Genomic DNA, 23,660 nt, shown 5'->3' with positions numbered 1-23,660 from the left:
AAGTCTTTCGGAAAATTCTCTAACGCAGCGATATGTTGTTTTAAACACCGCTTAGCCCGCCAAACCTTGTCGTTTCAGCGGCGAAGGGTTAGCTTTAACAGGGTAAAGATTCATTTTTTTAATGTCGAAGGGGGTTAAATGACTCTGCAGCAAGAGATAATCCAGGCGCTTGGCGCGAAACCGCATATCAACCCTGAAGAAGAAATTCGCCGCAGCGTGGATTTTCTTAAAGCGTACCTGAAAACCTATCCCTTTTTGAAATCGCTGGTGTTAGGCATCAGCGGCGGGCAGGATTCGACGCTGGCCGGGAAACTCAGCCAGATGGCTATCGCCGAATTGCGGGAAGAGACCGGTGACAATGCGCTGCAGTTTATCGCCGTTCGTCTGCCTTATGGCGTGCAGGCCGATGAACAGGATTGCCAGGACGCCATTGCTTTTATTCAGCCGGACAGAGTACTCACCGTCAATATTAAAGGCGCCGTCCTCGCCAGCGAACAGGCGCTGCGCGAAGCGGGAATTGAGCTGAGCGATTTTGTTCGCGGCAATGAAAAAGCGCGTGAGCGAATGAAAGCGCAATATAGCATCGCCGGTATGACTCACGGCGTCGTGGTGGGTACCGACCATGCGGCGGAAGCGATAACCGGGTTCTTCACCAAATATGGCGATGGCGGTACCGATATTAACCCGCTTCATCGCCTTAACAAACGCCAGGGCAAACAGCTTCTCGCAGCGCTGGGCTGTCCTGAGCATCTGTATAAAAAAGTCCCCACCGCCGATTTGGAAGACGACCGCCCTTCACTGCCTGATGAAGCCGCGCTGGGCGTAACATATGACAATATTGACGATTACCTGGAAGGCAAAACGCTGGACTCCGCCATCGCTAAAACTATCGAAGGCTGGTATGTAAAAACTGAACATAAGCGCCGTTTACCGATTACGGTATTCGACGACTTTTGGAAAAAGTAAGCGTACTTCTACTGTTGTGCCGGATATCGCTCGTCTATCCGGCCTCCTCTCTTCCCAGCCTCTTTTTTAATCACCCATCCGCTGTTATACTGGATGAATAACCAGTTAACGGAGATCACTGTGGTACGGCGTCAATCAGCCCCCCGCCTTGAGTTTGAAGCGGCGGCCATTTACGAATATCCAGAACATTTACGTCCTTTCCTCAGCGAAGCGCCAGCCTTACCGGGCGTCTATATATTTCATAGCGAAAGCGATACGCTGCCGCTTTATATCGGTAAAAGCGTGAATATTCGCAGCCGGGTGCTTTCACATCTGCGAACGCCTGACGAGGCCACTATGCTGCGACAGGCGCGGCGGATAAGCTGGATCTGCACCGCTGGGGAAATGGGCGCGTTGCTGCTGGAGGCACGGCTGATCAAAGAACAACAGCCGCTGTTTAACAAGCGGTTACGTCGTAATCGCCAGCTTTGCTCGCTACAGTTGAGCGAACAAAAGATTGAGGTCGTTTCCGCCCGCAGCGTCGATTTTTCCCATGAGCCGAACCTGTTTGGGCTCTTCGCCAACCGTCGGGCGGCGCTGCAAAGCTTACAGAACCTCGCCGATGAACAAAAATTGTGTTATGGCCTGCTGGGGCTTGAACCGGTAAGCCGTGGGCGCGCCTGTTTTCGTTTCGCTCTGAAGCGCTGTGCTGGCGCATGCTGTGGGCAAGAAACCCCGCAGGCGCATTTTCTTCGTCTGCAGGCCTCGCTGGAACGGTTACGTGTGGTTTGCTGGCCCTGGAAAGGCGCTATCGCGTTAAAAGAGAGCCGCCCACAAATGACCCAGTTCCACATTATCAACAACTGGTTATGGCTGGGGGCGGTCCCCTCGCTGGATGAGGCCGCCACCCTGGTGCGCACCCCTGCGGGCTTTGATCAGGATGGCTATAAAATTCTCTGTAAGCCACTAATGTCAGGTCAATATGAGATCATTGAACTGCACACCGACTGTCGCCAGTCATAAAGAAAACCGCCGATCCTGTCCACCTCAACGATTGTGTTGTCGACAAGACCGGCGGTCTTAAATTATGCGGAAAGTTATTCTGCCGCAGCAGGCATTTTACCTTCTTGCGCCGGGCGTTCTGTCAGACGCTTCTCAAAATTAGCGTTATATTGCTTTTTCTGCTCCGGCGTCAGAACGTTATAAATTTTATTCTGGGTTTCCATATGCGCCAGCATATTGGCCTTGCGCTGTGCTTCCATTTTCGTAATTTGCGCTTCGGCTTTGGCTTTATCGAAGGTATCGCTGGCAATAATATCATGCATGGCGCGACGCTCTTCCAGCAGCGGACGTTTCATTTGCTCGCGCTGCGCTTTTATAATGTCGCGAATTTGTTGCTTCTGCGCGTCTGTCAGGTTCAGGTTTTTAAACATCATATCGTGATGTGGGCCAAATTTACCTTTATGCTGCATCATTGGCTTCGCATCCGCTGGCGCGGCGGTGGTAGTCTCAGCGGCATGAGCCAGATTCGCAGCACCCATCGCCAGGGTAGAGGCAACAAATAGAGCAGTCAGTTTACGCATATTTCCATCCTTCCTTTCAGTTATTTTTACGGCATATTTAAAACAGCACCGTGTTGTCGTGATTAACTTTAACTGTCTTAGCGTCAATTAGTCATAACAACGGTAAAACAATGAAAGTATAAAAAACACTTTTTCGCCAATTGTGAAGAAAAAAAGAATAAATTGCGCAGAGTTGAAAGAGAAATATACAACAGCATGATATAGCAGAAATTATGCAGAACTATAACGCAGCAACGCTTATTAATAAAGCAATTCTCCAGGAATAATCCGTAATAGCATGAAACTGTATCCCAAATCATCCCTGTAACCCTAACGTGAGCTTACAGGGACATTTATCAGGGCAGTCTTTCCAGCATTAATCCAGCCCGCAATCCGCAGGCGACAGAGGGATTAGGAAAGAGAACATATTCAACGTCATGCGTCACCGTCACGCGCTTATCCCCCTCCTCGGCCAGCAACGTTCCCTTCGCAAAGACAGTAAAATTCAGCGTTTGCACATCCATATAAAGCGCGAACTTGTCGCTGTGACGCGTGATTTGCGACACCACCCGATAGCGTAGCGGCGGCGAAGACGAGGTTGACGTTTCGACACCGCTCAGCAGCGCCGACAACGCCTGCGAGGTTACATTGAACTGCGTCAGATCGTTTTGCCCAAACGGCAACGCCTTTCCCAACTCCAGCGTACAGGAAAGCGCGCCGAAATGTTCAGAGCTAAAGTGCGTAAACGTACCGCCGGGCGCCTGATGAAATACCAACGCCTCCAGTCCTGCCGCGCCCAGCCACGCCAGAAAATCTGTCTCCCACGGGCGGTCGCGCTGCGGCAATACGCCAAAACGCAAATGATGCGAGCCACGAATGGCGGTATGCAGATCCAGATGCCAGCGTACCCGCGCCTGACCAGAGGAAAAGAAGGTCTCCAGACTTAGCTCCAGCTCACGCGCCCGCCGCGTTTCATCGCTTTCGGCAAAGGACTGCCAACGCCCGCCAAACATACGGTTCATATCGCTGTGACAATAGCGTATTCCCGCCGCCAGCGCCTGCGGATTGCCGAGTACCACCAGCACTCGCCACGTTAACGTCAAGCTGCCTGAGAACAGCGCCGACAGCAGCCTATCCAGCATCTCTACCGGCGCGGTTTCATTACCGTGTATCCCCGCAGAAAGAATTAACGCGCGGTCGACCGGCGCATCGGGCGTGAGTTCAAGCAGACCATGGCCTAACCAGCGCCAGCGAAAACCCGCGCCCTTCCCCTGCGTCACCCGTGGTGTCGTGCCGCTTAGCGTCAACGCCAGAAAGTTATCCATCAGCCGCCCCCGTTTGCTGGAAAGGATAAACCGACCCCAAATCCAGCAGACGCGTTAACACATCCAGCGCCTCCCGGCCTTCTCGCAATAATAACGGATCGGCCAGATCGGCGGCGGTCAGGCGATCGCGATAATAACGATCCGCCCACGCGTTAAGGGCCGTAAACAGAGCGTCATTCATCATTACCGCTGGATTCACCGCCCGTCGTTCTTCTTCTGTTAACACCACGCGTAATCGCAGACAGGCCGGGCCGCCGCCGTTGGCCATACTTTCTCGCAAATCAAACACCTGCATCGCGCTGATGGGGTTATCCTCCGCCACCAGCTTATTCAGATAGCGCCAGACGCCGGCATGGTCCTGACATTCCCGCGGCAACACTAACAGCATTGAGCCGTCGTCACGGCTTAGCAACTGACTATTAAACAGGTAGGTCGCCACAGCATCTGATACAGAAACCTCGCCGGCGGGCACCTCTATCGCCATAAAACCGTCAACGCGCGTACGCAACTGATTAATGAGCACTTTCTGACGGGCAAACGCCGCTTCGTGACAAAACAATACCTGTCGATTCGAAACGGCGATGACATCATTATGGAATACGCCTTGATCGATGACCTCCGGGTTTTGCTGAGCGAAGATAACCTGTTGCGGATTCACCTGATTAAGACGCGCCACGGCCTCGCTGGCTTCGCGGCTCTGGCGCGCCGGATAACGAGCGGGTCGTATTTCATTCTCCTCTTCGCGCCCATAGACAAAAAGCTGCACGCCTGCCGAACCATACTCGCCGCCAAGACGGTTATGATTCGCCGCGCCTTCATCTCCCAATAATGCGACCTGCGGTAACGCGCTATGCACTGAAAACTGACTTTCATCGCGAAATATGGCGCGTAGCAGCGCTTCGGTAACAGGCGCCTCAAGAGCGCGATGAAATTTATTGTTTAAATTCGCCACCGTCAGGTGAACTTTCCCGTCCAGCGCGTCTGCCGATGGGCAAACCGTCGCCGCATTCGCAACCCACATTGGCGACGCGGAACTCACGCTAGAAAGCCAGCGTGGCGCCTGACGCGCAACCTTATCCAGAATCTGCTCATCGCTACCCGTGAAGCCGAGCTGACGCAACGCCGGAATAAAAGGCCGCTCATGCGGCGGGATCACCGCCTGGGGAAAGCCGGCATCCGCCAAAGCCTTCATCTTTAGCAGCCCCTGCTTTACCGCCAGACGAGGATTCGACATCTGAAAACGGTGGCGGGTCGATGCCTCATTGCCGAAGGATAGCCCGGCATAATGGTGCGTAAGCCCCACCAGCCCGTCAAAATTAACTTCATGCGCCGTCATACCGCCTCCCTGCGAGAAAAGTCGAGGCCGGGGCTTAATGTCGCAGGCAACGTCAGTTCGGGAGATTCCAGACTGGCCATCGGCCAGGCGCAATAATCGGCGGCATACCAGGCGCTGGGTCGATGGTTGCCAGACGCGCCGACACCACCAAACGGCGCAGTACTCGCTGCCCCGGTGAGCGGTTTATTCCAGTTAACGATCCCTGCCCGCGCCTCCAGCAAGAGCTGTTCGAACTGCGCGCGATCCGTCGACACCAGCCCACACGACAGACCAAAACGGGTATTATTCGCCAGACGAATCGCCTCATCGAAATGCGCATAACGCCAGACGTTCAGCAGCGGACCAAACACCTCTTCATCCGGCACATCCGCGACGCCCGTCAGCTCAATGATGCCAGGCGTCAGCAGAGAGGTTCCCTCTTTGACCTTCCGCGGCGCCAGTAACGTGCGCCCGCCTAATGCCTCTCGTTGACGCCAGGCCTCCATCACATGCTGTGCCGCCTGCGCTGAAATCAGTCCGCCGATAAACGGCTGCGGATCGTCGTCCCATCTGCCGGGCTGCAGACGTCCGGCGATGTCAACCAGCCGCGCCAGAAATGCATCTCCCTGCGCACCCTGTTTTACCAGAAGGCGTCGCGCGCAGGTACAGCGCTGTCCGGCGGTAATAAACGCCGATTGCAGCGTCAGATGTACCGCCGCATCTATATTTGCCACATCCTCAATAATGAGCGGGTTGTTTCCGCCCATTTCAAGAGCCAGGATTTTTTCCGGCTGGCCGGATAGCTGGCGATGAAGCTGATATCCGGTACTGGCGCTGCCGGTAAACAGCAGTCCGTCGAGATCGTCGAGCGAACTTAGCGCTTGTCCGGTCTCCCGGCCGCCCTGCACCAGATTAAGAACGCCTGCCGGTAGCCCCGCCCGTTCCCAGAGTTTTATTACCGTTTCCCCGGTCCATGGCGTTAGCTCGCTAGGTTTGAAGATCAGCGTATTGCCTGCCAGCAACGCGGGCACAATATGGCCATTCGGTAAATGGCCGGGAAAGTTATAAGGGCCGAATACCGCCAGCACACCGTGAGGACGATGGCGCAACGTCGCGGCGCCATCGACAAGTTCGCTTTTTTGTGCACCTGTTCTGGCGTGGTAAGCCTTAATCGAGATGGCAATCTTATTGATCATCGCCGTCACTTCCGTCGCCGCCTCCCAGCGCGGTTTACCGGTTTCACGCGCGATGACCTCCGTGAGATCGGCTTTATGCGCCTCCAGCAGGGCGGCAAATTTCTCTACGATAGCCTGTCGTGCCGCAAAAGGCTGTCTGGCCCAACAAGGAAACGCCGCGCGCGCCGCCTGACAGGCCTCGGCGACCTGTGCCGCATTAGCGTCATTCCCCTGCCAAAGTATCTCCGCACTCACCGGATTCGTTTTGCGGCGGCGTTCGCCCTGACCGGTTATCCAGTCGCCGTTTATCCATAGCGTCATACGGTTTTCTCCTCAGCGCAAAGGCGTACCAGCCGAACGTGGTCGCCCGCGCGACATTTCAGCGCATCCAACTGCGCTGCGGTAAGTACAAGTCGTGAAGTCTGCGGATCGGCACGCACCAGCGCGGCCCGAAAGTGGTGATAGTTTTCATTGGCGACCAGACATGCCGGATAGTCGCCAGGCGCGGGTTGCCCTTCCGCGACTTCCACCAGTCGGCTTTTACGAATAGCCCGCACGCGGTCAATATCACACTCCAGCGTCGGCCCACCGTCGAAGATGTCGATATAGTGGCGATAGCGAAAGCCTTCCTTTTCCAGCACCGCGCGGGCTGGCGCAGTTTGCGGGTGGACTTCGCCAATCACGGCCTGTGCCTCTTCAGATAAGAAGTGGGTATAAATAGGATGTTTGGGCATCAGCTCGGCGATAAACGCTTTTTGCCCGGTACCGCATAAAAAATCCGCCCGGCTGAAATCCATAGAAAAAAAGCGTTTGCCGAGACTTTGCCAGAAGGGAGAATAACCGTGCTCGTCAATGACGCCGCGCATTTCCGCCACCACTTTCTCATTGAATTTATCGCGAAACGCGGCCATAAACATAAAGCGCGATTTTGACAACAGGTAGCCGTTACCCTCTTTACGCCATTCGGGATCGAGAAACAGCGTGCAAAGCTCACTGCTGCCAGTGTGATCATTACTCAGGAATAATGTTGGCAACGCGTTATATACATTCAGCTCTTTGGAGGCATGAACCAGCGTACCGACACGATAGTTATACCAGGGGTCATTAAGGCCGACCGCGACCTCAATGGCGCAGATCCCGCCGACCTCACCCGTTTCACTGTCCTCGAGAACGAATACATACCCTTGTTCGCCTTTTGGCAGCTCGCCGGACCAGGTTTTTAGCGCGCGTTCAATGCGGGCCGCCAGCGTCGCTTCATTTGCCGGTAGCGAGGTTAAGCCGCCGCCCGTTTTGCCTGCAAGCTGCATCAGCGCGGCGATATCCGCATGTTCGACAGGACGAATCACCCGCATGGTGCGCCTCCCGTCTGAAGGCGTTCGCACGCCAGGGCAAAACGATCAAGCCCGGTGGCTATCTCCTCGTCGCTCACATTTAACGCTGGCGCAAAACGCACCACGTCGCCGCCGGCGATGAGCACCATCACACCTGCTTTTGCCGCTTCCTGAGCGATGAGTTTGGCTTTTCCGGCAAACTCCGTCTGTAGCACACAGCCAAGCAGTAGCCCCAGCCCGCGAATTTCACTGAACATGCCAAAACGTACATTAATGGTATTTAGACGTTCAATAAACGCATCGTGGCGCTGTCTGACGCCGTTTTGCATCTCCGGCGTATTGATGATATCCAGTACTTTTCCGGCAACTGCTGTCGCCAGCGGATTACCGCCGTAGGTGGTACCATGCGTGCCTGGCGTCATGACGCTGGCATAGTCTTGCGTGGTCAGCATCGCGCCGATCGGGAAGCCGCCACCCAACGCTTTAGCAGTCGTCAGGATATCGGGCGTAACGCCATAATGCATATATGCATACAGTTCGCCGGTACGTCCGACGCCCGTCTGCACCTCATCAAAAATCAGTAACGCCTGATGCCGGTCGCACAATTCACGCAGCCCCTGCAAAAAAGCTTTCGTGGCAGGGATCACGCCGCCCTCGCCCTGCACAGGCTCTACGATCACGGCGCAGGTATTGTCATCAATGAGCGCGCTGGCGGAGTTCAGATCGTTATAGGCTGCATGACGAATATCCGGCGGCAGCGGCGCAAAGTCCTGTGAATAGGTGGGTTGACCGCCAGCGCTGACGGTAAAGAGCGTGCGACCATGGAACGCGTTTTTAAAGGCCACAATGCCGCTTTTATGATTGCCGATACGATCGTGGGCATATTTGCGCGCCAGTTTTAACGCTGCTTCATTTGCTTCAGCGCCTGAATTACAAAAGAAAACGCGTTCGGCGAAGGTCGCGTCGATCAGTTTTTTCGCCAGTCGCAGCGCCGGTTCATTGGTGTAACCGTTCCCGGTATGCCAGAAGCGATTCGCCTGTTCATTTAACGCCTCGCGCAGCGCCGGATGCGCATGTCCCAATGCGTTGACCGCGATCCCGCCAGCAAAATCAATGTACTCTTTCCCCTGCTGATCCCACAGGCGTGAGCCTTCTCCGCGTACAGGAATAAAAGGCGCGGGAACGTATACTGGCACCATCCATTCATCAAAGTTTTCACGCGTAACTGACAGAGACATAGCGACCTCTTTTGGTAAAAATAAAGTTATTTATATGTTAATTAATATGAGTGTTTGCGCTGTAAATGTAGATTGCAGCATTCGTGCCAGCCAGCGTTAACATTGCATAAACAGAAGTGATAAACGGTAAATCAATGGGTTACAGCGTAGCGATATTCACTTTTACTGCATGAAAAGTGAATATTCCCGCATAATCGGTGACTAAAAAGAGGAAAAAGCGAAATATTATTCAGTTGCCAAATATAATTCTGGAATTGTGATCTTATACGAAATTTACTGGAAATTACCGCCCCGTTCTGGCGCATCTGCACGCAAACCGTGCCATTTTCGCGCTATAGAAAACACCATACGCTTCCATTGGCCGAATCTGACGATGAGTGGCAGTCACCCGGTAAAATTTCTGTTACCATCCCAACACGATTCACCTTGCAAAGTGGCAGTGACTATGAAATTTGTCTCTTTTAATATCAACGGCCTGCGCGCCCGTCCCCATCAGCTTGAAGCGATTGTCGAAAAACACCAGCCCGATGTGATCGGTCTACAGGAGACAAAAGTCCACGACGAAATGTTCCCGCTCGAAGAGGTCGCGAAGCTGGGCTATAACGTTTTCTATCATGGACAAAAGGGCCATTACGGCGTCGCGCTGCTAACAAAAGCCACGCCCATTTCCGTCAGACGCGGTTTCCCGGATGATGGCGAAGAGGCGCAACGCCGCATTATCATGGCGGAAATCCCCTCGCCGCTGGGTAATATCACCGTCATTAACGGCTATTTCCCGCAGGGGGAAAGCCGGGATCATCCGTTGAAGTTCCCCGCGAAAGCGCAGTTTTATCAGAACTTGCAAAACTATCTTGAAACGGAACTCAAGTGCGATAATCCGGTATTAATTATGGGCGACATGAATATCAGCCCGACCGATCTGGATATTGGCATCGGCGAAGAAAACCGCAAACGCTGGCTGCGTACCGGTAAATGCTCCTTCCTGCCGGAGGAGCGTGAATGGATGTCACGGTTACTGAAGTGGGGATTAGTGGACACGTTCCGTCAGGCGAATCCGCAAACGATGGATAAATTTTCGTGGTTTGATTACCGCTCAAAAGGTTTCGTGGATAATCGCGGACTGCGCATTGACCTCTTGCTGGCAAGCGCTCCGCTGGCGGAACGTTGCGCAGAAACCGGTATAGACTACGACATTCGCAGTATGGAAAAACCCTCCGACCATGCGCCGGTCTGGGCGACGTTTCGGGTTTGATTCCGCTTTCTGATTAACCGTAAGGCCGGGATAGCGCGACGCTTCCCGGCAGGAATAACGACCTTAACGACAATGATAAAAAAACTCGATGTTGTTGCCGCCATCATTGAACGCGACGGCAAAATACTGCTGGCCCAGCGCCCAGCTCATGCGGATCAAGCCGGTTTATGGGAATTTGCCGGCGGTAAAGTCGAACCCGGCGAAACCCAGCCGCAGGCGCTTATCCGCGAGCTACGCGAAGAGTTAGGGATTGACGCCACGCCCGGCGTCTATATCGCCAGCCATCAACGCGACGTGTCTGGCCGACGAATTCATTTGCACGCCTGGCATGTGCCTGCGTTTAACGGTCTGATACGTGCGCTGGAACATCAGGCATTAGCCTGGTGTACGCCGGAAGAGGCGCTGGAGTACCCCCTCGCCCCGGCGGATATTCCGCTATTGCAGGCGTTTATGGCTTTACGCGACGCCAGACTAACGGATTCGTGCTGATGGTTTTTTCGTCACGCTGGCACTGGAGCAAGACGCCTTCCACTTTTATTACCGCGCCTTCGGAGTAATTCTGATCCTGGTAAACGCAGCACTGAATGCAGGGCTGGGACGACTGACCGCGCGTGCTGAAAACTTCCGGCGGGACATTCACCTGAATATCAGGACGACTGTTCTGGTTTGCCAGCCCGACCATTGGCATTATCGCCATCACGGCGACCACGAGGCTTCGGCGCATAGGATTTCCTTATTTTTCTAAGTATATTCTCAGTATAACGGTAAGCCGCCGTGAAAACTTTAATCCTCTTTTGTCATCGCTTTTAGTTATGACCCTCGCCCCGTTATGAATTTACTTAGCAGCGTCATTTTTTTCTTGCTTACCGTCACATTGCTGATGGTATAGTCGAAAACTGCAAATACATATTCTGATAAAACGCAAATACAACCACATTAATATATAAGAGGTTTTTATATCTATGGATCAGACATGTTCTCTGGAATCGTTCCTCAACCATGTACAAAAGCGCGACCCGCATCAAACCGAGTTCGCGCAAGCCGTCCGTGAAGTCATGACCACCCTGTGGCCGTTTCTTGAACAAAACCCCCGTTACCGCCACATGTCTTTACTGGAACGTTTGGTTGAACCAGAGCGCGTAATCCAGTTTCGCGTAGTGTGGCTGGACGACAAAAACCAGGTGCAGGTAAATCGCGCCTGGCGCGTGCAGTTCAACTCTGCTATCGGCCCCTATAAAGGCGGTATGCGCTTCCATCCTTCGGTAAACCTTTCCATCCTTAAGTTCCTCGGCTTTGAGCAAACCTTTAAAAATGCCCTCACCACGTTGCCGATGGGCGGCGGTAAAGGCGGCAGCGATTTCGATCCGAAAGGGAAAAGCGAAGGCGAAGTGATGCGTTTCTGCCAGGCGCTGATGACTGAACTGTATCGCCATTTAGGGCCGGATACCGACGTGCCTGCCGGGGATATCGGCGTGGGCGGGCGCGAAGTGGGCTTTATGGCGGGAATGATGCGCAAGCTTTCCAATAACAGCTCCTGCGTCTTCACCGGCAAAGGGCTTTCCTTCGGCGGCAGCCTGATTCGCCCGGAGGCGACGGGCTATGGCCTGGTCTACTTTACCGAAGCGATGCTTAAACGTCATGGTCTCGGTTTCGAAGGGATGCGCGTCGCCGTGTCCGGCTCCGGCAACGTAGCGCAATACGCCATTGAGAAAGCGATGGCCTTTGGCGCGCGCGTGGTTACCGCGTCGGATTCGAGCGGGACGGTGGTCGATGAAAGTGGCTTCACGCCAGAGAAGCTGGCGCGTCTGTGTGAAATTAAAGCCAGCCGTGACGGTCGCGTCGCTGACTACGCCCGTGAGTTTGGCTTAACCTATCTGGAAGGCCAGCAGCCCTGGAGCGTACCGGTGGATATCGCCCTGCCATGCGCGACGCAGAACGAACTGGACGTTGACGCCGCGCGCGTACTGATTGCCAATGGCGTAAAAGCCGTGGCGGAAGGGGCAAATATGCCAACCACGATTGAAGCGACCGATCTCTTCCTTGAAGCGGGCGTACTGTTTGCGCCGGGTAAAGCCGCCAACGCGGGCGGCGTGGCGACATCGGGGCTGGAAATGGCGCAGAACGCCGCGCGGTTGAGCTGGAAAGCCGAGAAAGTGGACGCCCGTCTGCATCACATTATGCTGGATATCCACCACGCCTGTGTCGAGTACGGCGGCGACAATAAGCATACCAACTACGTTCAGGGCGCCAACATCGCCGGTTTCGTGAAAGTCGCCGACGCCATGCTGGCGCAGGGCGTCATTTAATCCCGTCGTCAGGCCAGATAGCTTTACGCTTATTCGGTCTGACGGCCTGTCTCCTCAGCAGGCGGGCTTTTTTTGCCCGCTCGCTTACGCGGCGCGCTCTTTTTCTTGTCTCCACCGCCTGGCGCGACTATCCCTCTGAAGCGCTTCACCGGCGTGCGCTTAGCCTGCTCGATCAGCTGATATAACGTGCCGACCAGCGGTTGCATGAAATCCTGGTAACGGCACTGCTTTTCGCTGATTTGCGTCAAAACAGATTCCCAGTGCGCGGTCATATCTGGACGGGCCGCCATTTCCGGCAGCGAATGTATTAACGCTTTGCCAGCATCGGTAGAATGAATGTAGCGCCCTTTTTTGGTCAGAAAGCTACGTTTGAACAGCAGCTCGATAATCCCGGCGCGCGTGGCTTCCGTCCCCAGCCCATCGGTCGCGCGCAGGATCTTTTTCAGATCTTTATCCTGCACGAAGCGGGCAATTCCGGTCATCGCGGAAAGCAATGTCGCATCAGTAAAATGACGCGGCGGCTGGGTTTGGCGCTCGACCACTTCCCCCTTTTCACACAGCAACTCATCACCTTTGGCGACAACCGGCAGCGGCGTACCGTCGTTTTCCTCGTCGCGCTCTTTACTGCCCAGTAACGTCCGCCAACCGGCCTCCGCCAGAAAACGCGCTTTGGCGACAAATTTCCCTTTGGCGATTTCCAGTTCAATAACGCATTTACGAAACACCGCGTCCGGGCAGAACTGCATCAGATACTGACGCGCAATCAGGGTGTACACTTTCGCTTCGTTTTCCGTCAGATGGACAGAAGAACTGCGCGCCGTCGGGATAATCGCGTGGTGCGCATCCACTTTTTTGTCATCCCAGCAGCGATTGCGCGTATCAGGATTAACCACAGGCTGCGGCAGTAAATCCGGGGCGTGGACGCTAATCGCGTTCATGACCGCCTGCCGTCCGGCAAAGTGTTCTTCCGGCAGATAACGGCAGTCGGAACGCGGATAGGTAATCAGTTTGTGGGTTTCATAGAGCTTCTGACAAATATCAAGCACATTTTGCGCGCTCAGGCCAAAGCGTTTGGCGGCTTCAATCTGTAGCGTCGAGAGCGAAAACGGCAGCGGCGCGGATTCTGATTCCCGTTTATCATTATAACTGGTTACCAGCGCGGGCTGACCGTTGATTCGGTTCACTACATGCTCCGCCAGCGGACGATGAAGCAAGCGCCCCTCTTCATCCTGATAAGGTTCGCACGCCTCGCTCGGCTGCCAGATAGCGGTAAAACGCTCGTCGGCAGGCGTAACGATGTGCGCCTTCACTTCAAAGAAGTCTTTGGCGACGAAGTTCTCAATCTCTTCGTCTCGCCGCACCACCAGCCCCAGTACCGGCGTCTGCACGCGTCCCACGGATAACACGCCCTGATAGCCGGCATTACGGCCCAGGATCGTGTAAGCGCGGGTCATATTAATGCCATACAGCCAGTCCGCTCGCGCTCGCGCCAGCGCGGAGACGCACAGCGGCACGAAGTCGCTGTTCGCCCGCAGCCTGTCAATAGCACGCTCGACCGCCTGCGGGTTAAGGTCGTTTATCAGACAACGCCGCACCTGCTGGCGCTTTTCGGCAGGAAGCTGGAGATAATCCAGCACTTCATCAACCAGAAGCTGCCCTTCGCGATCCGGGTCGCCGGCGTGAATAATTTCACCGGCTTGATGCAAAAAGCGCTTAATCACATTGAGCTGTTTGGTGACGGAAGGACGAGGCTGAAGCTGCCATTTTTCCGGCACGATAGGCAGGTCAGCCAGATTCCAGCGCGCATAACGGCTGTCATACGCATCGGGCTGCGCCTGTTCCAGCAAATGACCAATACACCAGGTGACGACCTGCCCGTTTCCGCACTCAATAAAACCATCGCCTTTACGGTGCGGTTTTGGCAGCACATCCGCAATGGCGCGCCCCAGACTCGGTTTTTCGGCAATAAACAACCGCATCAGGTTAACGAATCTCAACCATAGCGCGACCGCCGCGGGCCTCGACCAGTTCGCCAATCGCGGTCAGCTCGATACCAAATTCCGCCGCAGTGGCTTTAACATCGTCTTCGGCGTCCGGCGTTACCGCCAACAACAGACCGCCTGACGTTTGCGGATCGCACAGCAGGCTACGAACTTCACGCGACATGTCGCCCATCAGATGACCATAGCTGGCGAAGTTGCGCTCTGTGCCGCCCGGTACGGCGCCCAGAGCAATATACTCTTCCACGCCCGGCAGTTTAGGGATGTCCTGATAGCAAAGCATCGCCTGCACGCCTGCGCCCTGGCACATCTCGCTCAGGTGCCCCAGCAGGCCAAAACCGGTAACGTCAGTCATGGCTTTTACGCCATCGATATTGGCAAACGCCGCGCCAGCAACGTTCATCCGACACATGACTTCCGTCGCCAGCCCCTGATGTTCAGGTTTAAGCAGCGATTTTTTCTCGGCGGTGGTCAACACGCCAATCCCCAACGGTTTGGTCAGAAAGAGTTTGCATCCCGCCTGCGCGGTACTGTTTTTCTTCACCCGTTCGGTCGGCACTACGCCTGTGACCGCGAGACCAAAGATCGGCTCCGGGGCGTCAATAGAGTGTCCGCCCGCCAGCGCGATACCGGCCTGACGGCAGGCAAAGCGCCCCCCCTCGGTCACTTCACGCGCAATATCGGGCGACAGGGTATTAATCGGCCAGCCAAGGATCGCGATCGCCATAATCGGTTTGCCGCCCATCGCAAAAATATCGCTGATGGCGTTTGTTGCCGCAATGCGGCCAAAATCGAACGGGTTGTCGACTATCGGCATAAAGAAGTCGGTGGTGCTGATAATACTGGTGCCATTACCCAGATCGTAAACCGCCGCATCATCGCGGGTTTCATTACCCACCAACAGATTCGGGTCGACGAACTTCGCCTGCTCGCTATGCAGGATAGTCTCCAGCACTTTAGGGGAAATTTTACAACCGCAACCAGCGCCGTGGCTGTATTGCGTTAAACGAATGGCTTGCTCGCTCATGGACATCTCCTGTCATTGCATTCGCGCTATGGTAGCGCTCATTCCCTGATGTGGTAAGTATCACTGTCTGAATTACCGCGCCTTTGCTCAGAATCCAGACAGTTTTATCCCTCAGCGTCAGAAATAACGCACAAACGGCGTGGGGTCGGGGGTACTGATCGTCGTTGACGCTTTGAGCTGCGGCGTGCCGAGATAGAGAAAACCAACAATTTTATCCTGAGGACGGCACTCAAAGGCTTCCCGCACGATAGCGCTCTCCGTTAATGCGCCGCTACGCCAGATACCATTAAACCCTTGCGCAATCGCCGCCATTTGCATCGCCATCACCGCGCATCCGGCAGACATCTCCTGTTCCCACACCGGAACCTTATGGTTTTCTTCGCATTTCGCCACCACTGTAATGATCAGCGGCGCGCGAAACGGCGCATTACGCGCTTTTTCGATCGCTTTCTCATCGCCCCCGGCAGCGACAGCGCCTTGTTCAAGCACGGCGCTGAAGCGGTCGCGCCCCTCTCCTTCAATCACAAAAAAACGCCACGGCTGTAGAGATTTATGATCGGGAACACGCATTCCCGCCCGCAGAATGTTCTGTAATTGCTCTCCGACAGGCGCCGGTTCTGCGAGACGAGAGGCGCTACGACGGTTGACCAGCAGTTCTAGTGCATCCATTTGATTAACTCCAGCAATGATATTTATTCACAAAATTAACACGGGAGCGGATTTTGTTACAGCGCAGGCAGTGATTCCTGCTGACAACTGCCTGATGGGTCATTACGATAGCCACATCTTAATGCTTTATCCTCACCAAGGTATAAGCGTTGTTACTCAGATAGGGAGAATACATGCGAACCCTGTGGCGATTTATTGCCGGATTTTTTAAATGGACGTGGCGAGTGTTGAACTTCGTCCGTGAAATGGTACTCAACCTGTTCTTTATTTTTCTGGTCCTGGTGGGCGTTGGGATCTGGATGCAGATCGGTAACGGCAGCAACAGTGAGCAAACCGCGCGCGGCGCTCTGCTGCTGGATATTTCCGGCGTCATTGTGGATAAACCGTCCACCAATCATCGTCTGGGCGCGCTGGGTCGCCAGTTATTTGGCGCCAGCTCCGACCGTCTGCAGGAAAACTCCCTGTTTGACATCGTCAACGCTATTCGTCAGGCGAAAGATGACCGTAATATCACGGGTATCGTTCTGGATCTGAAAAACTTCACCGGCGCCGATCAGCCATCAATGCGCTATATCGGTAAAGCGCTGCGCGAATTCCGCGACAGCGGCAAACCGGTTTTCGCCGTGGGTGAAAACTACAGCCAGGGTCAGTATTACCTCGCCAGTTTCGCCAATAAAATTTGGCTTTCCCCACAGGGTCAGGTAGATCTTCACGGCTTCGCTACGAATGGCCTGTACTACAAAACGCTGCTGGATAAGCTGAAAGTCTCTACCCACGTTTTCCGGGTCGGCACCTATAAATCCGCCGTCGAGCCGTTTATCCGCGACGATATGTCGCCCGCCGCCCGCGAGGCCGACAGCCGCTGGATAGGCGAACTGTGGCAGAACTACCTGCATACCGTTTCCGCCAATCGCCAGATTTCGCCGCAACAACTCTTCCCCGGCGCGCAGGCTATTATCGACGGGTTAACTAGCGTGGGCGGCGACACCGCCAAATATGCGCTCGACCATAAACTGGTGGACGCCCTCGCCTCCAGCGCAGATGTTGAAAAAGCGCTGACGAAGCAGTTTGGCTGGAGCAAAACCGAAAATAACTATCGCGCGATCAGCTATTACGATTATTCGCTGAAAACGCCTGCGGATACCGGCGGTACTATTGCGGTTATTTTCGCCAATGGCGCGATTATGGATGGCGAAGAAACGCCAGGGAATGTCGGCGGCGACACTACGGCATCGCAGATCCGCGACGCACGCCTTGATCCTAAAGTGAAAGCGATTGTGCTGCGCGTCAATAGCCCAGGCGGTAGCGTCAACGCCTCCGAAGTTATCCGCGCCGAACTGGCGGCGGCAAGAGCGGCTGGCAAACCGGTGGTGGTCTCAATGGGCGGCATGGCGGCCTCCGGCGGTTACTGGATCTCTACGCCGGCAAACTATATCGTGGCCAGCCCCAGCACGCTGACGGGTTCAATTGGCATCTTCGGCGTCATCAATACGGTAGAAAACAGCCTGTCGTCGATTGGCGTACACAGCGACGGCGTTTCCACCTCGCCGCTGGCGGATATTTCGATGACCAAAGCGCTGTCACCGGAAGTGCAGCAGATGATGCAACTCAGTATTGAGTACGGCTACAAACGCTTTATCACGCTGGTGGCAGACGCGCGTAAGCGTACGCCGGAGCAGATTGATAAAATCGCACAAGGCCATGTCTGGACCGGAGAAGACGCGAAAGCCAATGGTCTGGTGGACAGTCTCGGCGACTTTGACGACGCCGTCGCCAAAGCGGCGGAGCTGGCGAAACTGAAACAGTGGCATCTTGATTACTATCAGGACGAACCGACGGTCCTTGATATGGTCATGGACAGTATGACCGGATCAGTACGCGCCATGCTGCCGGAGGCCATTCAGGCGATGCTCCCGGCGCCGCTCGTTTCCGCCGCCAACACGGTGAAGGCCGAGGGGGATAAACTGGCGGCATTTAACGATCCGCAAAACCGTTATGCGTTCTGTTTGACTTGCGCGAACGTTCGCTAATGCTTCATCAATAGCCATACCGGATGGCGGCGTCTGCTCATAGCCGCCATCCGATAATCATTAATACGTCCTTCGCGACACGACTGAACATTATCATGCAAAAGAAATCAATTTACGTTGCCTATACCGGCGGTACTATCGGTATGCAGCGCTCAGATAAAGGGTATATCCCGGTGTCTGGGCATCTTCAGCGTCAGCTGGCGCTGATGCCGGAATTCCACCGCCCGGAGATGCCGGATTTTACCATCCATGAATATGCCCCGCTGATGGATTCATCAGATATGACGCCGGAAGACTGGCAGCATATCGCTGCAGATATCAAAGCGCACTACGATGAGTATGACGGTTTTGTTATTCTGCACGGCACCGACACGATGGCGTTTACCGCATCGGCGCTCTCTTTCATGCTGGAAAATCTGGGCAAACCGGTCATTGTGACAGGGTCACAAATTCCGTTGGCTGAGCTGCGCTCCGACGGGCAAATTAATTTGCTGAATGCGCTTTATGTCGCCGCCAACTACCCTATTAATGAAGTAACGCTGTTTTTTAATAATCGTCTGTTCCGCGGCAATCGCACGACCAAAGCCCATGCGGATGGTTTTGACGCTTTTGCCTCTCCTAATCTGCCGCCCTTGCTGGAAGCAGGAATTCACATTCGCCGTTTAAATACGCCTCCCGCGCCCTACGGTTCTGGTGAATTAATCGTTCACCCTATTACGCCGCAGCCGATAGGCGTAGTGACGATTTATCCGGGGATTTCCGCCGAGGTAATACGTAACTTTCTGCGTCAGCCGGTAAAAGCGCTGATTCTGCGCTCTTATGGCGTAGGCAACGCGCCGCAAAATAAAGCGTTTTTACAGGAGCTGAAAGAGGCCAGTTCGCGCGGCATCGTGGTGGTTAACCTGACGCAATGCATGTCAGGGCGAGTCAATATGGGCGGGTACGCTACCGGTAATGCACTGGCGCACGCTGGCGTGATTGGCGGTGCCGATATGACTGTCGAAGCCACCTTAACCAAACTGCATTATTTGTTAAGCCAGGGTCTGGACACTCAGGCGATTCGTAGCGCGATGGCGCAAAACTTGCGTGGTGAATTGACGCCGGATGATTAAAAAATCCCGACGACAAGGAGAAGATAATGACAAACCGGGCCTTATTACTGGTCGACTTGCAAAATGACTTTTGCGCCGGCGGCGCGCTGGCTGTAGCGGAAGGCGACAGCACCATCGACATCGCCAACGCTCTTATTGACTGGTGCCAGCCCCGGCAGATTCCGGTGCTGGCCAGCCAGGACTGGCATCCCGCGCAGCATGGCAGCTTCGCCAGCCAGCATCAGGCGGAACCCTATAGTCAGGGAAAGCTGGACGGGCTGCCGCAAACGCTCTGGCCGGATCACTGCGTTCAACATACCGACGGCGCGGCGTTACATCCCCTGCTTAACCAACATGCGATTGACGCCTGTATCTATAAGGGTGAAAACCCGCTGATTGATAGCTACAGCGCGTTTTTTGACAACGAACATCGGCAGAAAACTACCCTTGATACCTGGCTTCGCGAGCATGACGTTACCGAGCTTATCGTGATGGGGTTGGCGACCGATTACTGCGTAAAATTTACGGTGCTGGATGCGCTAGAGTTGGGCTATGCCGTTAACGTTATCACCGATGGCTGTCGCGGCGTGAATATTCACCCGCAGGATAGCGCACACGCGTTTATGGAGATGGCGGCGGCAGGCGCGACGCTGTATACGCTGGCAGACTGGGAAGAGACGCAGGGCCAGGCTGTCGCCAGGTAGCGGAGCAGGTATCGTATCCGGTCAATACATCACGCAACGGTGAGACCATTGCATAGATCTTTGGGCCGGATACGTCACGTCAGCGTCGCTACCAGGCAAAGCTCAACGCAGGCTGGAGAGCGCTTCTAACAAAACAGATTAAAAAGCGCGGGCTGGCTGTCGCAATGTTCTGGGAATAAGGCACCGATGACAATAATCAGTTAGCGACACAGTTGGCGGACTCGCTGGACATTAAGCGTTATTCGTAAAAATATGGCGGGCCTGTGCCTGGCAGCAATGAGCAGGCCCGGTAAGCACAACGCATTGGCAATTAAACCACCGGATGGCGACTACCTCTTATCCGGCTCCCCGTTACTGCATTTTCAATGTCGCAATCGGCTTTGACGTAATACCGAAATCCGCTTTGAGCTGCTGCTTGCTTTTCATCACCATCTGACCGTGAGTATCGATCGTCATATGTTGCGCTTCGGTATTGTGCCGCGCCTGCCATAGCATCACCAGTTGCAGGCTGTTTTCTTTCTGTTCCGGCGTCAACGCCACGCCATCCGGCCATTTACCCAGCTCAACGGCGGTGGATAAACGTTGATACACTTCCGGCGTCATGCTGTTAATGATCTCATCAAGATTCATGATGTGTCCGCTCCTGTGGAATAATTTGCTGAATCGTTTTTTCAGCCTTTCAGTTGATCGCCGTTTTTCTCGTCAGAAAAGGCCAGCGAGGCCGAGTTAACGCAATAGCGCTCACCGGTTGGCTGCGGCCCGTCCGGGAAAACGTGTCCGAGATGCGCATCGCAGTTACCGCAACGAATTTCGACACGCTGCATGCCATGAGAAAAATCGTCTATGTAACGAATCGCCTCTTCGCTGACGGGCTGGTAAAAGCTAGGCCAGCCGCAGCCTGAATCGTATTTGGTGTGGGAGTGAAAAAGCGGCGTATCACAGACCAGGCAGTGATAAACCCCATCGCGTTTATTATGTAGCAGGCGTCCGGTAAATGGCGGTTCTGTGCCACGATCCTGCGTCACATAGAATTGCATTTCGGACAATTTTTTCTTGAGTTCTTCTGCTGAAGGTTGGTTAGCCATTTGCTCACATCTCACTTTAAACGTGCTCACATTGCCTGACCGATTCTAACAAAACATTAACACCTCAGTACCAACTTTTGTTCTAAACTTGATCATTGCGAAATGGCGGCTCACGAATCGTGACTGATGTCACATTATTATCTCGGTTGCCCTTTAAAATTCGGGGCGGCGCCCCCATGTGGTTTCAAGCCGAAAGGAAGAGTGAGGCGAATCAGCCGCGCAAAGGTTGTGCAGAGGATTGATTTGTCGCAATGATTGACACGATTCCGCTTGACGCTGCGTAAGGTTTTTGTAATTTTACAGGCAACCTTTTATTCACTAACAAATAGCTGGTGGAATATATGACTATCAAAGTAGGTATCAACGGTTTTGGCCGTATCGGTCGCATTGTTTTCCGTGCTGCTCAGAAACGTTCTGACATCGAGATCGTTGCAATCAACGACCTGTTAGACGCAGAGTACATGGCATACATGCTGAAATATGACTCCACTCACGGCCGTTTCGACGGTACTGTTGAAGTGAAAGACGGTCATCTGATCGTTAACGGTAAAAAAATCCGTGTTACCGCTGAACGCGATCCGGCTAACCTGAAATGGGACGAAGTTGGTGTTGACGTAGTGGCTGAAGCTACCGGTATCTTCCTGACTGACGAAACCGCGCGTAAACACATCACCGCTGGCGCGAAAAAAGTGGTTCTGACGGGTCCGTCTAAAGACAACACCCCAATGTTTGTTAAAGGCGCTAACTTTGACAAATACGAAGGCCAGGACATCGTTTCCAACGCTTCCTGCACCACCAACTGCCTGGCGCCGCTGGCTAAAGTTATCAACGACAACTTCGGCATCATCGAAGGTCTGATGACTACTGTTCACGCGACTACCGCAACCCAGAAAACCGTTGACGGCCCGTCTCACAAAGACTGGCGCGGCGGCCGCGGTGCATCTCAGAACATCATCCCGTCCTCTACTGGCGCTGCTAAAGCGGTAGGTAAAGTACTGCCAGAACTGAATGGCAAACTGACTGGTATGGCGTTCCGCGTTCCGACTCCGAACGTATCCGTTGTTGACCTGACCGTTCGTCTGGAAAAAGCGGCTACCTACGAGCAGATCAAAGCTGCTGTTAAAGCTGCTGCCGAAGGCGAAATGAAAGGCGTGCTGGGTTACACCGAAGACGACGTTGTATCTACCGATTTCAACGGCGAAGTATGCACTTCCGTGTTCGATGCTAAAGCAGGCATCGCGCTGAACGACAACTTCGTGAAACTGGTCTCCTGGTACGATAACGAAACCGGTTACTCCAACAAAGTACTGGACCTGATTGCTCACATCTCCAAATAAGTTGAGATGACACAGTCATTGGTAAGAGCGACTCAGGTCGCTCTTTTTTTTGCTTAAAGATATACCCGTCATACTTCAAGTTGCAGGTGTGTTGGCTATGCTTTCTCACCCGAATCACTGACGGAAGTCGAACTTATCGGGATGAATCAGGGATGTCCATGTCCCTGGCCGAAGGTTACCTACGGTTGTTCAAATTCGTTCCCGATGAATTTGTCGTCACTTGCCGCGTTACTCGGCCTGCGGCCTCGCCTCTACGGGCCAGCGCAAGCACTGGTCAAGGCACAAGCGCCTTGTCATGCAACTCGAATTATTTAGGGTTAAGAGGATTGCGTAATGATTAATAAAATTTTTGCCCTCCCGGTTATCGAACAGCTTACCCCTGTCCTTTCCCGTCGTCAGCTTGATGACCTGGATCTGATCGTCGTTGACCATCCGCAGGTTAAAGCCTCTTTTGCATTACAGGGCGCGCACCTTCTCTCCTGGAAACCCGTTGGCGAGGATGAGGTATTGTGGCTCAGTAATAATACGCCTTTCAAAACCGGCGTGGCGCTACGCGGCGGTGTACCGATCTGCTGGCCCTGGTTTGGACCTGCGGCTCAACAGGGTCTGCCGTCACACGGCTTTGCGCGTAATCTTCCGTGGGCGCTAAAAGCGCATAATGAAGATGATAATGGCGTAATGCTGACATTTGAGCTGCAAAGCAGTGAGGCCACCCGGAAATACTGGCCGCACGATTTCACGCTGCTGGCTCGTTTTAAAGTGGGCAAAACCTGTGAAATTGAACTGGAAGCGCATGGCGAGTTTGCAACCACATCCGCGCTCCACAGCTATTTTAACGTTGGCGACATCGCCAACGTTAAGGTCAGCGGACTCGGCGATCGGTTTATTGATAAAGTTAACGACGCTAAAGAAGGTGTCCTGACCGACGGTATACAAACCTTTCCGGACCGTACCGATCGCGTTTACCTCAATCCTGAAGCATGTAGCGTGATCCACGATGCGACATTAAACCGCACGATTGATGTAGTTCACCACCATCACCTTAACGTCGTAGGCTGGAATCCTGGCCCGGCGTTGTCCGTCAGCATGGGCGACATGCCGGATGACGGCTATAAAACGTTTGTCTGCGTTGAAACGGTTTACGCTACTGCGCCGCAACAAGCCACAGAAGAAAAACCCTCTCGTCTGGCGCAGACTATCTGCGTCGCTAAACGCTAAAAGTGAATGGATAACGGCGTTGCTATAGGCTCTGGAAGACGCCAGCCGCC

General features: G+C 54.1%; 22 protein-coding genes. 10 read left to right on the top strand and 12 right to left on the bottom strand.

The annotated features are described in order from the left end of the window. Positions 1–138 precede the first annotated feature (138 nt). Together nadE and cho are read left to right on the top strand one after the other, a co-directional pair. Positions 139–966, top strand: a complete 828-nt coding sequence (nadE, locus tag J4613_RS01270; RefSeq protein WP_000174982.1) for an ammonia-dependent NAD(+) synthetase — start codon at positions 139–141, stop codon at positions 964–966. Positions 967–1,086: 120 nt separating this feature from the next. Next, entirely contained in the window at positions 1,087–1,968 is an 882-nt protein-coding gene (gene cho / locus J4613_RS01265; protein WP_001526281.1) for an excinuclease Cho, read from the top strand. Between the two features lie 74 nt (positions 1,969–2,042). On the opposite strand, the gene spy is transcribed toward cho, so the two are convergent. The 6 genes from spy to J4613_RS01235 form a co-directional block, all read right to left on the bottom strand. Then, positions 2,043–2,528 carry an ATP-independent periplasmic protein-refolding chaperone Spy gene (spy, locus tag J4613_RS01260; protein WP_001228996.1) on the bottom strand — a complete coding sequence of 162 codons (486 nt, stop codon included), beginning with the start codon at positions 2,526–2,528 and terminating at the stop codon, positions 2,043–2,045. Positions 2,529–2,863: 335 nt separating this feature from the next. Next, the gene (astE, locus tag J4613_RS01255; RefSeq protein WP_000368456.1) at positions 2,864–3,832 is read right to left on the bottom strand and encodes a succinylglutamate desuccinylase; all 969 of its coding nucleotides are present in this window, start codon (positions 3,830–3,832) and stop codon (positions 2,864–2,866) included. After that, positions 3,825–5,168 carry an N-succinylarginine dihydrolase gene (gene astB / locus J4613_RS01250; RefSeq protein ID WP_000123931.1) on the bottom strand — a complete coding sequence of 448 codons (1,344 nt, stop codon included), beginning with the start codon at positions 5,166–5,168 and terminating at the stop codon, positions 3,825–3,827. Before astB ends, astE begins: the two co-directional genes overlap by 8 nt. Further along, entirely contained in the window at positions 5,165–6,643 is a 1,479-nt protein-coding gene (gene astD / locus J4613_RS01245; RefSeq protein WP_000177260.1) for a succinylglutamate-semialdehyde dehydrogenase, read from the bottom strand. Before astD ends, astB begins: the two co-directional genes overlap by 4 nt. Further along, positions 6,640–7,674 carry an arginine N-succinyltransferase gene (astA, locus tag J4613_RS01240; protein ID WP_001263889.1) on the bottom strand — a complete coding sequence of 345 codons (1,035 nt, stop codon included), beginning with the start codon at positions 7,672–7,674 and terminating at the stop codon, positions 6,640–6,642. The genes astD and astA overlap by 4 nt, the downstream gene beginning before the upstream one ends. Beyond that, the gene (locus tag J4613_RS01235) at positions 7,665–8,891 is read right to left on the bottom strand and encodes an aspartate aminotransferase family protein (RefSeq protein WP_000059496.1); all 1,227 of its coding nucleotides are present in this window, start codon (positions 8,889–8,891) and stop codon (positions 7,665–7,667) included. The genes astA and J4613_RS01235 overlap by 10 nt, the downstream gene beginning before the upstream one ends. Before the next feature lie 445 nt (positions 8,892–9,336). On the opposite strand from J4613_RS01235, the gene xthA reads away from it, so the two are divergent. Together xthA and J4613_RS01225 are read left to right on the top strand one after the other, a co-directional pair. Further along, positions 9,337–10,143 (top strand): exodeoxyribonuclease III, encoded by an 807-nt coding sequence (gene xthA, locus J4613_RS01230; protein ID WP_000673954.1) that lies wholly within the window; start codon positions 9,337–9,339, stop codon positions 10,141–10,143. Positions 10,144–10,215: 72 nt separating this feature from the next. Further along, a complete protein-coding gene (locus J4613_RS01225) occupies positions 10,216–10,632 on the top strand; it encodes a pyrimidine (deoxy)nucleoside triphosphate diphosphatase (RefSeq protein ID WP_000592136.1) in 417 nt (138 codons plus the stop codon). Here the strand turns inward: J4613_RS01225 and J4613_RS01220 are convergent. After that, complete coding sequence (locus J4613_RS01220; protein ID WP_001254682.1) at positions 10,592–10,867, bottom strand: YnjH family protein; 276 nt, start codon at positions 10,865–10,867, stop codon at positions 10,592–10,594. The genes J4613_RS01225 and J4613_RS01220 overlap by 41 nt on opposite strands. Positions 10,868–11,105: 238 nt before the next feature. On the opposite strand from J4613_RS01220, the gene gdhA reads away from it, so the two are divergent. After that, complete coding sequence (gene gdhA, locus J4613_RS01215) at positions 11,106–12,449, top strand: NADP-specific glutamate dehydrogenase (RefSeq protein ID WP_000372869.1); 1,344 nt, start codon at positions 11,106–11,108, stop codon at positions 12,447–12,449. Between the two features lie 29 nt (positions 12,450–12,478). Here gdhA and topB read toward each other — a convergent pair whose 3' ends face one another. The 3 genes from topB to J4613_RS01200 all read right to left on the bottom strand — a co-directional run bounded on the left by topB (position 12,479) and on the right by J4613_RS01200 (position 16,145). After that, positions 12,479–14,428, bottom strand: a complete 1,950-nt coding sequence (topB, locus tag J4613_RS01210; protein WP_001235866.1) for a DNA topoisomerase III — start codon at positions 14,426–14,428, stop codon at positions 12,479–12,481. Positions 14,429–14,432: 4 nt separating this feature from the next. Continuing rightward, entirely contained in the window at positions 14,433–15,476 is a 1,044-nt protein-coding gene (gene selD, locus J4613_RS01205) for a selenide, water dikinase SelD (protein ID WP_001294904.1), read from the bottom strand. 117 nt (positions 15,477–15,593) lie between these two features. Further along, positions 15,594–16,145, bottom strand: coding sequence for an NAD(P)H nitroreductase (locus tag J4613_RS01200; protein WP_000339313.1), 552 nt, complete (start codon positions 16,143–16,145; stop codon positions 15,594–15,596). Between the two features lie 173 nt (positions 16,146–16,318). On the opposite strand from J4613_RS01200, the gene sppA reads away from it, so the two are divergent. The 3 genes from sppA (at position 16,319) to pncA (ending at position 19,970) form a co-directional block, all read left to right on the top strand. Then, entirely contained in the window at positions 16,319–18,175 is a 1,857-nt protein-coding gene (sppA, locus tag J4613_RS01195; protein ID WP_001259874.1) for a signal peptide peptidase SppA, read from the top strand. 95 nt (positions 18,176–18,270) lie between these two features. After that, positions 18,271–19,287: an asparaginase gene (gene ansA, locus J4613_RS01190; RefSeq protein WP_064047569.1), complete on the top strand. Its 1,017-nt coding sequence runs from the start codon at positions 18,271–18,273 to the stop codon at positions 19,285–19,287. 26 nt (positions 19,288–19,313) lie between these two features. Next, positions 19,314–19,970 (top strand): bifunctional nicotinamidase/pyrazinamidase, encoded by a 657-nt coding sequence (gene pncA, locus J4613_RS01185; protein ID WP_000184707.1) that lies wholly within the window; start codon positions 19,314–19,316, stop codon positions 19,968–19,970. 351 nt (positions 19,971–20,321) lie between these two features. Here the strand turns inward: pncA and J4613_RS01180 are convergent, their stop codons facing one another. Both J4613_RS01180 and msrB read right to left on the bottom strand, forming a co-directional pair. Continuing rightward, entirely contained in the window at positions 20,322–20,600 is a 279-nt protein-coding gene (locus tag J4613_RS01180; RefSeq protein ID WP_001046864.1) for a YeaC family protein, read from the bottom strand. 41 nt (positions 20,601–20,641) lie between these two features. Next, positions 20,642–21,055 (bottom strand): peptide-methionine (R)-S-oxide reductase MsrB, encoded by a 414-nt coding sequence (gene msrB / locus J4613_RS01175; protein WP_001519539.1) that lies wholly within the window; start codon positions 21,053–21,055, stop codon positions 20,642–20,644. Between the two features lie 341 nt (positions 21,056–21,396). On the opposite strand from msrB, the gene gapA reads away from it, so the two are divergent. Both gapA and J4613_RS01165 read left to right on the top strand, forming a co-directional pair. Next, positions 21,397–22,392, top strand: coding sequence for a glyceraldehyde-3-phosphate dehydrogenase (gene gapA, locus J4613_RS01170; RefSeq protein ID WP_000153505.1), 996 nt, complete (start codon positions 21,397–21,399; stop codon positions 22,390–22,392). Between the two features lie 333 nt (positions 22,393–22,725). Next, positions 22,726–23,610 carry a D-hexose-6-phosphate mutarotase gene (locus tag J4613_RS01165; RefSeq protein ID WP_000608655.1) on the top strand — a complete coding sequence of 295 codons (885 nt, stop codon included), beginning with the start codon at positions 22,726–22,728 and terminating at the stop codon, positions 23,608–23,610. Positions 23,611–23,660: the final 50 nt, after the last annotated feature.

Origin of the sequence: Salmonella sp. 32020114201800008SM (assembly GCF_017572025.1) — a bacterium.
GTDB lineage: Bacteria > Pseudomonadota > Gammaproteobacteria > Enterobacterales > Enterobacteriaceae > Salmonella > Salmonella enterica.
This window is presented reverse-complemented; position numbering and strand designations above follow the sequence as displayed.

Bases quoted from the DNA above. Each gene is read 5' to 3' on its own strand.
- nadE (WP_000174982.1), top strand. From the start codon at position 139: ATGACTCTGCAGCAAGAGATAATCCAGGCGCTTGGCGCGAAACCGCAT.
- spy (WP_001228996.1), bottom strand. From the start codon at position 2,528: ATGCGTAAACTGACTGCTCTATTTGTTGCCTCTACCCTGGCGATGGGT.
- astE (WP_000368456.1), bottom strand. From the start codon at position 3,832: ATGGATAACTTTCTGGCGTTGACGCTAAGCGGCACGACACCACGGGTG.
- astB (WP_000123931.1), bottom strand. From the start codon at position 5,168: ATGACGGCGCATGAAGTTAATTTTGACGGGCTGGTGGGGCTTACGCAC.
- astD (WP_000177260.1), bottom strand. From the start codon at position 6,643: ATGACGCTATGGATAAACGGCGACTGGATAACCGGTCAGGGCGAACGC.
- astA (WP_001263889.1), bottom strand. From the start codon at position 7,674: ATGCGGGTGATTCGTCCTGTCGAACATGCGGATATCGCCGCGCTGATG.
- J4613_RS01235 (WP_000059496.1), bottom strand. From the start codon at position 8,891: ATGTCTCTGTCAGTTACGCGTGAAAACTTTGATGAATGGATGGTGCCA.
- xthA (WP_000673954.1), top strand. From the start codon at position 9,337: ATGAAATTTGTCTCTTTTAATATCAACGGCCTGCGCGCCCGTCCCCAT.
- J4613_RS01225 (WP_000592136.1), top strand. From the start codon at position 10,216: ATGATAAAAAAACTCGATGTTGTTGCCGCCATCATTGAACGCGACGGC.
- J4613_RS01220 (WP_001254682.1), bottom strand. From the start codon at position 10,867: ATGCGCCGAAGCCTCGTGGTCGCCGTGATGGCGATAATGCCAATGGTC.
- gdhA (WP_000372869.1), top strand. From the start codon at position 11,106: ATGGATCAGACATGTTCTCTGGAATCGTTCCTCAACCATGTACAAAAG.
- topB (WP_001235866.1), bottom strand. From the start codon at position 14,428: ATGCGGTTGTTTATTGCCGAAAAACCGAGTCTGGGGCGCGCCATTGCG.
- selD (WP_001294904.1), bottom strand. From the start codon at position 15,476: ATGAGCGAGCAAGCCATTCGTTTAACGCAATACAGCCACGGCGCTGGT.
- J4613_RS01200 (WP_000339313.1), bottom strand. From the start codon at position 16,145: ATGGATGCACTAGAACTGCTGGTCAACCGTCGTAGCGCCTCTCGTCTC.
- sppA (WP_001259874.1), top strand. From the start codon at position 16,319: ATGCGAACCCTGTGGCGATTTATTGCCGGATTTTTTAAATGGACGTGG.
- ansA (WP_064047569.1), top strand. From the start codon at position 18,271: ATGCAAAAGAAATCAATTTACGTTGCCTATACCGGCGGTACTATCGGT.
- pncA (WP_000184707.1), top strand. From the start codon at position 19,314: ATGACAAACCGGGCCTTATTACTGGTCGACTTGCAAAATGACTTTTGC.
- J4613_RS01180 (WP_001046864.1), bottom strand. From the start codon at position 20,600: ATGAATCTTGATGAGATCATTAACAGCATGACGCCGGAAGTGTATCAA.
- msrB (WP_001519539.1), bottom strand. From the start codon at position 21,055: ATGGCTAACCAACCTTCAGCAGAAGAACTCAAGAAAAAATTGTCCGAA.
- gapA (WP_000153505.1), top strand. From the start codon at position 21,397: ATGACTATCAAAGTAGGTATCAACGGTTTTGGCCGTATCGGTCGCATT.
- J4613_RS01165 (WP_000608655.1), top strand. From the start codon at position 22,726: ATGATTAATAAAATTTTTGCCCTCCCGGTTATCGAACAGCTTACCCCT.